Here is an 8,650-nt window from a genome sequence, read left to right as displayed (position 1 = left end):
GAGCGGGTTCTGCGGCTGGGGCGGTGGCTCGGCGTGGGACGGGTTCTGGTGTTGGGGTCGGGGCGGGGGCGCGGCGTGCACGTGGAGCGGGTTCTGCGGCTGGGCCGGTGGCTCGGCGTGGGGCGGGTTCCGGTGCAGGGGGCAGGGCTGTTGACGGCGCCTCGGATCGGCGTGGGGGCGGGGCTGTCGCCGGTGTGGCAGGGCGGCGTGGGGTCCGTTCCGGAGTTGCCGTCGAGCCGAGGGCGGGGCGTGGGGCCGGAGGCGGCGCCTCGCCGGGAGTGCGGGGTCGGGGCGGGCCCGGGGCGGTGCGGTATCGGCGGGTGCGTCGGCCCTGGTACCGGAGGCGGGCCTATCGGCTGGCGCGGACGATCGTGGTGGGCTGCCTGCTGCTGGTGGGCGGCCTGTGCTGGGACCGGGGCGAACAGCCCGGCCGCCACGCCGTGGTCGCGCTGTCGGACGACTCCCGTACCGACGCGGCTGCCGTGCCCGAACCGGACGTCACCCGGCCCCGTCGGCCCGGCCCCACCCCGAAGCCCGCGGCGTCCATCCCGACCCGGGCGCCCGCACCCCGGCCCCGCACGGCAGCGCCCCTCACCCCTGGCAGCGACAAGCCCGGGGCACAGCCCAAGGGCCCCGCAGCCGCCGGCCCCGGGCCGAAGCCCACCCGTGCACGGCCCCGCCCCGCAGCCGCCCTCCACCCCCTGCCCCCCTCCCGGGCCACCCGCCTGCTCATCCCCTACCTCCGCCTCGACGCCCCGGTCATGGGCCTGGGCCTCGACCGTGACCACCGCCTCACCGCACCCCCGGAGGACGACCCCGAGCTGGTCGGCTGGTACAAGGACGGCGCCTCGCCCGGCGGGCAGGGCACGGCCGTGGCGGTCGGGCACCTCGACACGGACAGCGGCCCGGCCGTCTTCGCGGGGCTGACCGAGCTGGAACCCGGCCGCGTCGTCAAGGTCCGCCGGGCCGACGGACGGACCGCCGTCTACACCGTCGACGCCATCAAGTCCTACGAGAAGGCGCACTTCCCCAGCCAGGAGGTGTACGGCGCACGGGGCCGCCCCGAGCTGCGCCTGATCACCTGCGGCGGCAACTACGACCGCAGGAAGGGCTACTCCGGGAACCTCGTGGTCTTCGCCCACCTCACCGGCACCCGCTGACCCCGGCCGGACCGGCCGTCCGTGTTCTCACCAGATGGACCGAAGCCCCCGATCCCGCCCGGTGTCTTCCCCCGGGCGCGCACATTCCGTTAACTTCCGTGACCGACAGCCCCGTGCGACCCGTACGGGGCTTCCGGCCCGCGGAGCACCAGCGCCCTGAAGACCCCTCGGGGGCACCTCATGACACGCGACATCTCCCTGCACGACGTGAGCAAGGCCTACACACGAGGCGCCCGTGTGGTGGACCGGCTGTCGCTGGACATCACACCGGGCGAGTTCCTCGTCCTGCTCGGCCCCTCCGGCTGCGGCAAGTCGACCGTTCTCAGGATGATCGCCGGCCTGGAGGAGATCGACGAGGGCGAGCTGCTGCTCGACGGCGAGTACGCCAACGACCTGCCGCCGTCCGGACGGGACATGGCGATGGTCTTCCAGAACTTCGCCCTCTACCCGAACATGACCAGCCGCGCCAACATCGGCTTCCCGCTGCGCATCGAGGCCCCGGACACGGACCCGCGGCCGCGCGTGGACGCCACCGCCCGCCTGCTGGGCATCGAGGACCTCCTGGACCGCCTGCCCGGCCAGCTCTCCGGCGGCGAGCGCCAGCGTGTCGCGATGGGCCGGGCCATCGCCCGCCATCCCTCCGCCTTCCTCATGGACGAGCCGCTGTCCAATCTCGACGCCAAGCTCCGCACCCATCTGCGGGCCGAGATATCCCAGCTCACCCAGGAACTCGGCGTCACCACGGTGTACGTCACCCACGACCAGGCCGAGGCCATGTCGCTCGGCGACCGGGTCGCCGTCCTGCGCGGCGGCGTGCTCCAGCAGGTCGACAGCCCGCGTGCCGTCTACGCCCTGCCCGCCAACGTGTTCGTCGCCGCCTTCGTCGGCACCCCGCGCATCAACCTGCTGCGCGGCCTGGTGCGCGCCCCGCTGGACGGGGCGATGACCATCAGCCTGGGCAAGCAGTTCCTGCGGCTGCCCGAGCCGCTCTCCCTGGACCACCAGCTGCTGCGGGTCCAGCAGGGCCGCGAGGTCATCGTGGGGCTGCGTTCGGAGGCCGTCCGGATTGCCAAGCACTCCGCCGCCCGCCCCGGCGAGGTGCCGCTCACCGGCCTGGTCGAGCACGTGGAGTTCCAGGGGCACGAGATCCTCGTCCACTTCGACACCGGCTCCAGCCCCGCCGTCGTACCCGAGTTGGAGGCCCCGCGGCCCCGCCCCGGCCGCCCGGCCCGGCGCCGCCGCAGCGACGGCTCGGTCCTCACCCGGCTCCGGGAGCGGACCGCGGCCGGGCGGGCCGGACCCGTGGTGGCCCTGGACCATCCCGAGGCCACCGTCCCCGCGACCGCCGAAGTCCGCCTGCCCGGCGACCTCATCGTCCGCACCATCCCGGACCTGGCCCTCCGCCACGGCATGCAGGTACCGCTCCTCGTGGACCTCGCCCACCTCTTCGTCTTCGACCAGCACGGCGACCGCATCTGTCCGCACCCGGACCGTCTGCCCGACCTGGGGGAGTGAGGAGCGGCACATCCGGACGTGGCCGCCCGCGTGCTGTGATGACCGGGGACGACCGGGACGTCTGGCGCCAGAAAACTATCGCCGCTAGTTTATGTTCCGGACGACGATGCCCCGCCCCCGGAGGAAGCGCGATGAAGGCACACGACGGCATGTACATCGGGGGCGCCTGGCGCCCCGCCGCCGGCCAGGACGTGATCGAGGTCGTGAACCCGGTCGACGAGCAGGTCATCGGCACGGTCCCGGCCGGCACCGCGGAGGACGTCGACACCGCCGTACGGGCCGCCCGCGCCGCCCTCCCCGGCTGGGCGGCGACCCCGCCGGCCGAGCGGGCCGCGCACCTCTCCGCGCTCCGGGACGTGCTCGTGGCCCGCGCGGACGAGATCGCCGAGACCGTGACGGCCGAACTCGGCTCGCCCCTGAAGTTCTCGCAGTCCGTCCACGCGGCCGTGCCGATCGCGGTCGCGGGTTCCTACGCCGAGCTCGCGGCGACGTACGCCTTCGAGGAGAAGACCGGCAACTCGGTCGTCCACCACGAACCGGTCGGTGTGGTGGCCGCGATCACGCCCTGGAACTACCCCCTGCACCAGATCGTCGCCAAGGTCGCCCCGGCCCTCGCGGCCGGCTGCACGATCGTGGTGAAGCCCGCCGAGGACACCCCACTGGTCGCCCGCCTCTTCGCGGACGCCGTGCACGAGGCGGGCCTCCCCGCGGGCGTGTTCAACCTGGTCACCGGCCTCGGCCCGGTCGCCGGACAAGCCCTCGCCGAGCACCCGGACGTCGACCTGGTCTCCTTCACCGGCTCCACCGCCGTCGGCCGGCACATCGCCGCGATCGCCGCCGGCGCCGTCAAGAAGGTCGCCCTCGAACTCGGCGGCAAGTCCGCCAACGTCATCCTCCCGAGCGCCGACCTGGCCAAGGCCGTCAACGTCGGGGTCGCCAACGTGATGTCCAACTCCGGGCAGACGTGCAGCGCCTGGACACGGATGCTCGTCCACCGCGACCAGTACGACGAGGCGGTCGGGCTCGCGGCCACGGCCGCCGCCAAGTACGGCGAGCGCATCGGCCCGGTGGTCAACGCCAAGCAGCGGGACAGGGTGCGCGGCTACATCGAGAAGGGCGTCGCGGAAGGCGCCCGACTGGTCGCCGGCGGCCCCGGATCCCCGCGCGAGACGGGGTACTTCGTCAGCCCGACCGTCTTCGCCGACGTCACGCCGGACATGACCATCGCGCAGGAGGAGATCTTCGGCCCCGTCCTGTCGATCCTGCGCTACGAGGACGAGGAGGACGCCCTGCGGATCGCCAACGGCACGGTCTACGGCCTGGCCGGCGCCGTCTGGGCCGGCGACGAGACCGAGGCCGTGGCGTTCGCGCGCCGGATGGAGACCGGCCAGGTCGACATCAACGGCGGCCGCTTCAACCCTCTCGCGCCCTTCGGCGGCTACAAGCAGTCGGGTGTGGGCCGCGAGCTCGGGGTGCACGGCCTGGCCGAGTACCTCCAGACCAAGTCCCTCCAGTTCTAGTCAGGGAGCTCCTTCCGTCATGGCTGTCCGCGCCGCCGTCCTGCCCGCCGTCGGCTCTCCGCTGGAGATCACCGGCATCGACCTGCCGGACCCCGGGCCCGGCCAGGTCCGTGTCCGGCTCGCCGCTGCCGGGGTCTGCCACTCCGACCTGTCCCTGTCCGACGGCACCATGCGCGTGCCCGTCCCCGCCGTCCTCGGCCACGAGGGCGCCGGCACGGTGCTCGCCGTCGGCGAGGGCGTCACCCACGTCGGGCCCGGCGACGGCGTCGTCCTCAACTGGGCCCCGTCCTGCGGCAGTTGTCACGCCTGCTCGCTCGGCGAGGTCTGGCTGTGCGCCAGCGCCCTCGATGGCGCCGCAGACGTCTACGCCCGCACCACCGACGGGACCGACCTCCACCCCGGGCTGAACGTCGCCGCGTTCGCCGAGGAGACCGTCGTCTCCGCGGCCTGCGTCCTGCCCGTGCCGGACGGGGTCCCGCTCACCGACGCGGCCCTGCTCGGCTGCGCCGTCCTCACCGGCTACGGAGCCGTCCACCACTCGGCCCGGGTCCGTCCCGGCGAGACGGTCGCGGTGTTCGGTGTCGGGGGAGTGGGCCTCGCGGCCCTCCAGGCCGCCCGGATCGCGGGCGCCTCGAAGATCGTCGCGGTGGACGTCTCCCCCGACAAGGAGGAACTGGCCCGCACCGCCGGTGCCACCGACTACGTCGTCGCCTCGGACACCACCGCCCGCGAGATCCGCGGCCTCACCGGCAGGCAGGGCGTCGACGTCGCCGTCGAGTGCGTGGGGCGCGCGGTCACCATCCGCACGGCCTGGGACTCCACCCGCCGCGGCGGCCGCACCACGGTCGTCGGCATCGGCGGCAAGGACCAGCAGGTCACCTTCAACGCCCTGGAGATCTTCCACTGGGGCCGCACCCTCTCCGGCTGCGTCTACGGCAACTGCGACCCCGCCGCGGACCTCCCGGTCCTGGCCGAACACGTCCGGGCGGGCCGCCTCGACCTGAGCGCGATGGTGACGGAACGGATCTCCCTGGAGGGCATCCCGGCGGCGTTCGAGAACATGCTGGCGGGCAAGGGCGGCCGGGCACTGGTCGTCTTCTAGCCCGTTTCCCACCGCGCCCCGCGCCCCGGCCTCCACGTGAGGCCCGGGCCTCAGGCATGCCCGCCCGCACACTCGGTGCCAAGTACAGGTAAAAGTCCTGGTGCGCGACCCGTTGACGTCCATACCGTCCGGTCAGTACGTTCCCCGGGCATCCGAGCCACCCCCCGTTCCGTCCCCGCACTCACCGGAGCGTGCACCGCATGGACACGGCACCTTCCGCTCAGCCCGCCACCACCACCGCGCCCGCCGCGGCCAACCGCCGCCGGGTAGCCACCGCGGCGGCGCTCGCCTCGGCCGTCGAGTGGTACGACTACTTCGTCTTCGGCATCGCCGCGGCCCTGGTCCTCGGCGACCTCTACTTCCCCGCGGGCAGTTCCACCGCCGGCGTCCTGGCCTCGTTCGCCACCTTCGCCGTCGGCTTCCTCGCCCGCCCCCTCGGCGGCATCGTCGCCGGCCACCTCGGCGACAAGCGCGGCCGCAAGCCGATGCTGGTGCTCGCGCTCACCCTCATGGGCGTCTCCACCACCGCCATCGGCCTGCTCCCGACGTACGACACGATCGGCGTCGCCGCCCCGATCCTGCTGGTCCTGCTCCGCGTCGCCCAGGGCGTCGCCGTCGGCGCCCAGTGGGGCGGCGCGATGCTCCTGGCCACCGAGTACGCCCCGGAGGGCAAGCGCGGTGTCTACGGCAGCGTCGTCCAGCTCGGCGTCCCCATCGGCGTGGTCACCGCCAACACCGTCTTCCTGCTCGCCGGCGCGCTCACCACCGACTCGGCGTTCGCCGCCTGGGGCTGGCGCGTGCCGTTCCTGGTCGGCCTGCTCGTGCTCGCCCTCGCCTGGTACATCCACACCCGCGTCGAGGAGACCCCGGCGTTCCGGGAGGCCGAACGCGCGCTCGCCGAGAAGGAGAAGTCCGAGCAGAGCTCGCCGCTGCGCACGATCCTGCGCGGACACCTCGGCACCGTGCTCCTCGCGGGCGGTTCCTTCGCCGTGAACACCGCGACCTTCTACATCCTCATCACCGGCGTCCTCGACTACACGACCCGTGAGCTGGACATGAAGAAGGGCCCGGTGCTCCTCGTCTCGCTCTGCGTCAGCCTCACCCAGCTCGTGCTGATCCCGGCCGCCGCCGCACTCTCCGACCGCGTCGGCCGCATCCGGATCTACGCCCTCGGCGCCGTCGGCATCGCGCTGTGGGCCGTACCGCTCTTCCTGCTGATCGACACCGGCTCGCTGCTGTGGCTCGCGGTCGGCACGTTCGTCGCCAGCTGCTTCCTGAGCATCATGTACGGCCCCCAGGCCGCCCTGTTCGCCGAGTTGTTCACGCCCGAGATGCGCTACACCGGCGCCTCCCTCGGCTACCAGATCGCGGCCGTCGCCGGCGGCGGTCTCGCGCCCTTCGTCATGGTGCTGCTGCTGGAGGCGACGGGCACCTCGATGGCCGTGTCCGGCTACATCATCGCGCTCTCCGTGATCGCACTGGCCTCGATCAAGGTTCTCGCGAGCCGGGCGAATGCGGCGGAGTCCGAGGCTGCGTCGCCGGAGCCCGCCCCGGAGTCCGAGTCCGCCGCCGGGTCAGCGGGCTGAGTCCGCGGCCCCTTCGGGCCGTGGTTCCGGAGCCGCTCCCGGAACCGCGGCCCGAGCCGCCGCCCGCGACCGCGACCGGGACACCGCCACGCCCGCGAGGCACAGCACACCGCCGACCAGGGTGAGAAGCCCCGGCACCTCGCCGAGGAACAGCCAGGACATCAGGACGACCAGTGCGGGCGCCGCGTACGTCGTCGCGCCCATCTTGCTCGCGGTCGTCCGGGACAGGGCGTAGGCCCATGTCGTGAACGCGAGGGCGGTCGGGAAGACGCCCAGGTACACCATGTTGAGCGTCGCGGAGGCCGGGGCTTCGGCGGCCTGCCGGACGAGCTGCCCGGCGAACGGCAGGCACACCACGGCGCCGACCAGGCAGCCGAACGTCGTCACTTGCAGGGGGCTCGCCGTGCCGAGCGCCGGCTTCTGCGCCACGACACCACCGGCGTACGTGACCGCCGCCAGCAGACAGAGCACCACCCCGAGCACCGAGGAACCGCCTTCGCCGGACATCGAGAGACCCACGGTCACCGCGCCGGCGAACGACACCGCCATCCCCGCCAGCAACCGCGGCGGCATCGGATCACCGAGCAGCCGGGCACCGAGCAGCGCGATCAGGATCGGGCCGATGTTCACGATCAGGGCCGCCGTACCCGCGTCCACCTGCTGCTCGCCCCAGTTGAGGACGACCATGTACAGGCCGAACCACAGCAGCCCCGATATCGCGATCCCGCGCCAGGCCGAACGCGGCGGCCACCCCTCTCGCCGCAGCAGGCAGATCAACCCCAGCGTCAGGGCCCCGGCCAGCAGCCGCCCGAGCGCCAGCGCGCCGGGAGAGTACGCGTCACCCGCGCTGCGGATCGAGACGAAGGCGGACGCCCACAGCACCACGGTGACCGAGGCGGCACCGGCGGCCAGCAGCTCCGCCCGGCGGGCCGGACGGGACGGGGAGTTGTTCATCATGCTCCAGAGGCTAGGAGGGAGGCAGGGGCGGAAGCTCGCGGATTTCGGACGGGGCGCTGCACCGCGCGGCGGGCTCAGCGCAGCGCCGTCGCCGGCACGCCCAGGAGGTCGAAGAGGGCCCGTTCACCGGCCGGCGTCACCTTCACGGCCCGCTCGGAGCCGATACGCACGCACCACCCCGCGTCCAGCGCGTGCCGGCACAGGGCCGCGCCCGCCACGCCCGCGAGATGGGGGCGGCGCTCGGTCCAGTCCAGACAGGCCCGGGCCAACGGCCGTCGCCCCCGCCGTTCGAGGCCGATCCCGGCCGACTCGAACCACGCGAGACCCGTGTCGGTGAGCGCGAACCCGGTCTCCTGCTGGAGCAGCCCGCGCACGGTCAGCGCGTCGGTGACCGCGATGCCGAGCCGCCCGGCGAGATGGTCGTAACAGGTGCGGCCCCGGGCCATCGCCGAGCCGGCGTTCGACTCCCGCAGGGTGCGCGGCCGTACGGGCCTGCCCGGCGCGACCTGTGCCGCCAGGTCCTCCACCAGCTGCGCGACACGCGCGTCGGCCAGCCGGACGTACCGGTGCCGGCCCTGTCGCTCCTCGGCGAGCAGCCCGCCCGCGACGAGCCTGCCCAGGTGCTCGCTCAGCGTCGACGCGGCGACGCCCGCGTGCCGGGCCAGCTCGCTCGCGGTCCACGCACGCCCGTCGAGCAGTGCCAGCAGGCACACCGCCCTGGTCTCGTCCGCGAACAGCGCCGCGAGCCGTGCCAGGCCCGTGGCCTTCGGGTCCCTCGTCGTCATGCCCCCAGCATGGAACACCGATCCT

At 73.7% G+C, this 8,650-nt stretch carries 7 protein-coding genes; 5 read left to right on the top strand and 2 right to left on the bottom strand.

What is annotated here, in order from left to right; translation table 11 throughout:
* Positions 1–320: 320 nt before the first annotated feature.
* From ABEA82_RS29120 to ABEA82_RS29100, 5 genes are all read left to right on the top strand, one after another.
* On the top strand, positions 321–1,160 hold the full coding sequence (locus ABEA82_RS29120; protein ID WP_345664655.1) for a class F sortase: 840 nt from the start codon (positions 321–323) through the stop codon (positions 1,158–1,160).
* A 180-nt stretch (positions 1,161–1,340) separates the two neighbouring features.
* Positions 1,341–2,675, top strand: coding sequence for an ABC transporter ATP-binding protein (locus ABEA82_RS29115; protein WP_345664654.1), 1,335 nt, complete (start codon positions 1,341–1,343; stop codon positions 2,673–2,675).
* A gap of 131 nt (positions 2,676–2,806) precedes the next feature.
* Positions 2,807–4,195: an aldehyde dehydrogenase family protein gene (locus ABEA82_RS29110; RefSeq protein ID WP_345664653.1), complete on the top strand. Its 1,389-nt coding sequence runs from the start codon at positions 2,807–2,809 to the stop codon at positions 4,193–4,195.
* A 19-nt stretch (positions 4,196–4,214) separates the two neighbouring features.
* A complete protein-coding gene (locus ABEA82_RS29105; protein WP_345664652.1) occupies positions 4,215–5,297 on the top strand; it encodes a Zn-dependent alcohol dehydrogenase in 1,083 nt (360 codons plus the stop codon).
* Between the two features lie 200 nt (positions 5,298–5,497).
* Entirely contained in the window at positions 5,498–6,883 is a 1,386-nt protein-coding gene (locus ABEA82_RS29100) for an MFS transporter (protein WP_345664651.1), read from the top strand.
* On the opposite strand, the gene ABEA82_RS29095 is transcribed toward ABEA82_RS29100, so the two are convergent.
* Together ABEA82_RS29095 and ABEA82_RS29090 are read right to left on the bottom strand one after the other, a co-directional pair.
* A complete protein-coding gene (locus tag ABEA82_RS29095; RefSeq protein WP_345664650.1) occupies positions 6,872–7,840 on the bottom strand; it encodes a DMT family transporter in 969 nt (322 codons plus the stop codon). The two genes, ABEA82_RS29100 and ABEA82_RS29095, sit on opposite strands and share 12 nt — an antisense overlap.
* A gap of 74 nt (positions 7,841–7,914) precedes the next feature.
* Positions 7,915–8,625, bottom strand: a complete 711-nt coding sequence (locus ABEA82_RS29090) for an ArsR/SmtB family transcription factor (protein ID WP_345664649.1) — start codon at positions 8,623–8,625, stop codon at positions 7,915–7,917.
* Positions 8,626–8,650 lie beyond the last annotated feature (25 nt).

It is taken from the genome of Streptomyces venetus (genome assembly GCF_039540295.1).
Classification (GTDB): Bacteria; Actinomycetota; Actinomycetes; order Streptomycetales; family Streptomycetaceae; genus Streptomyces; species Streptomyces venetus.
Note: the sequence above shows the minus strand (reverse complement) of the source record. Positions and strands in the feature narration are given on the sequence as shown.

Excerpts from the sequence above, each read along its gene's own strand:
- ABEA82_RS29115 (WP_345664654.1), top strand. The coding sequence starts at position 1,341 with ATGACACGCGACATCTCCCTGCACGACGTGAGCAAGGCCTACACACGA.
- ABEA82_RS29110 (WP_345664653.1), top strand. The coding sequence starts at position 2,807 with ATGAAGGCACACGACGGCATGTACATCGGGGGCGCCTGGCGCCCCGCC.
- ABEA82_RS29105 (WP_345664652.1), top strand. The coding sequence starts at position 4,215 with ATGGCTGTCCGCGCCGCCGTCCTGCCCGCCGTCGGCTCTCCGCTGGAG.
- ABEA82_RS29100 (WP_345664651.1), top strand. The coding sequence starts at position 5,498 with ATGGACACGGCACCTTCCGCTCAGCCCGCCACCACCACCGCGCCCGCC.
- ABEA82_RS29095 (WP_345664650.1), bottom strand. The coding sequence starts at position 7,840 with ATGATGAACAACTCCCCGTCCCGTCCGGCCCGCCGGGCGGAGCTGCTG.
- ABEA82_RS29090 (WP_345664649.1), bottom strand. The coding sequence starts at position 8,625 with ATGACGACGAGGGACCCGAAGGCCACGGGCCTGGCACGGCTCGCGGCG.